Consider the following 1,656-nt stretch of genomic DNA (forward strand, 5'->3'; position numbering starts at 1 on the left):
AGTGACGGGGTTCGACCGGCTCGACGCCGTTCTGTCCGTTGTGGTTTGATCTTGGCGTGTCGGTGTCGGAGGATCTGTCTCGTGAAGAGTTGATCTCGCTGGCACGGACGCAGGACGCTCGGATTGCTGAGCAGGACGCGCAGATCGCGGAGTTGACGGCGGCGTACGAGGCGCTCGCGGTGCGGCTGGCGCGGGTCGAGCATCTGTTGTCGCGGAACTCGTCGAACTCGTCGTCTCCGCCGTCGAAGGATGATGATCCGGGGCGTACGCCACCTGCGGCGAGGAAGAAGCGGGACACCCCGGCGGGTACGCGGGGTAGGCAGCGGGGTGCGCCGGGGTCGAACCTGGCCTGGTCGGATGCTCCTGATCAGCGGCGGGACCGGTTCCCCGAGGGTAGTTGCGGGTGCGGCGCGGAGTTGGTGGACGCGCGGGATCTGGGTGTGGTGGACCGGTATCAGCAGGTCGAGGTTCCGTTGATGACCGCGACGCTGACCCAGTACGACCAGCATGCGGTGCGGTGTGGGTGCGGGAAGCTGCACACCGCGGCCCGGCCGGAAGGCGCGGGGGCCGGTCCGGTGGGGTACGGCCCGAACCTGCAGGCGTGGGCGGTCTATCTGATGGTCGTGCATTTCATCCCGGTGCAGCGGTGTGTACAGATGCTTCGGTCGCTGACCGGTGCGACACCGTCGCCGGGGTTCGTGCACGGCGTGCTGACCCGGGTCGCGGCGCTGACCAGCGAGGTCGACAAACGGATCCGCATGTTGATCACCCTGGCGTACGCGGTGTGCTGTGACGAGACGCCGCTGCGGGTCGGGCCGAAGAAACCGAGGCCGGGCCGGAAGAAGGCCGAGAAGTACCTGCTCGTGGCGTGTACCGAGTTGTGGACTCACTACCAGGTCGGTGACCGGGACCTGGCCACGTTCACGGCGTTCGTGGTCAAGGACCTGACCGGCTCGGTGGTCGTGCACGACCGGTACCGGAACTACGACTCGGCCGAGTTGGGCACGCTGGTCCACCAACTGTGTTGCGCTCACCTGTTACGTGATCTTGACGGTGCGGCCGAGGTGTACCCCGACGCGGTCTGGCCGAAGCAGATCTCCGACGCGCTGCGCGCGCTGATCCACGAGACGAACACGGCCCGTGAGCAGAACCGGCCGGGCATCGACCCCACAGTGAAGGCCGAGTTGCTGTACCGGCTGCACCACGGCGTGCTGGTCGGACTGTCCGACACCAGCACCATCGGCAACCGGCCGGGTGAGCGTAAAGCCCGCCTGCTGTTGGAAGTCTTCCGGGACCGACGTGCCGACGTGCTGCGCTTCGTTGACGACCTGTTGGTGCCGCCGACGTCGAACCAGGCCGAACGGGACCTGCGACCGGCGAAGATCCAGCAGAAGATCTCCGGGCGGCTCACCAGCGAGCAACGCACCAAGGATCGGTACAAGATCCTCGGCTACGTCTCCAGCGCGGCGAAGAACGGCCTCGACAAAATGGCCGTCCTGCGCGACGCCATCCTCGGACGACCCTGGATGCCGAACCTACCCGCACCCACCTGACCCCCACCCCACCCAGGTCAACATCAGCCGGCGGCCACCAACCAACCGGCCATCACGCTATGCCACCACGCGGAATCCCAGCGCGCACCACCTGAATGTTTGC

Annotated in this window: 1 protein-coding gene; it reads left to right on the plus strand. The window is 66.8% G+C overall.

Annotated elements, in window-relative coordinates:
- The first annotated feature begins 89 nt into the window (after window positions 1–89).
- Window positions 90–1,553, plus strand: coding sequence for an IS66 family transposase (gene tnpC, locus ACXAHD_RS32045; protein ID WP_475055152.1), 1,464 nt, complete (start codon window positions 90–92; stop codon window positions 1,551–1,553).
- The last annotated feature ends 103 nt before the right edge of the window (window positions 1,554–1,656 follow it).

This window comes from Micromonospora sp. ABR4_055 (genome assembly GCF_056160425.1).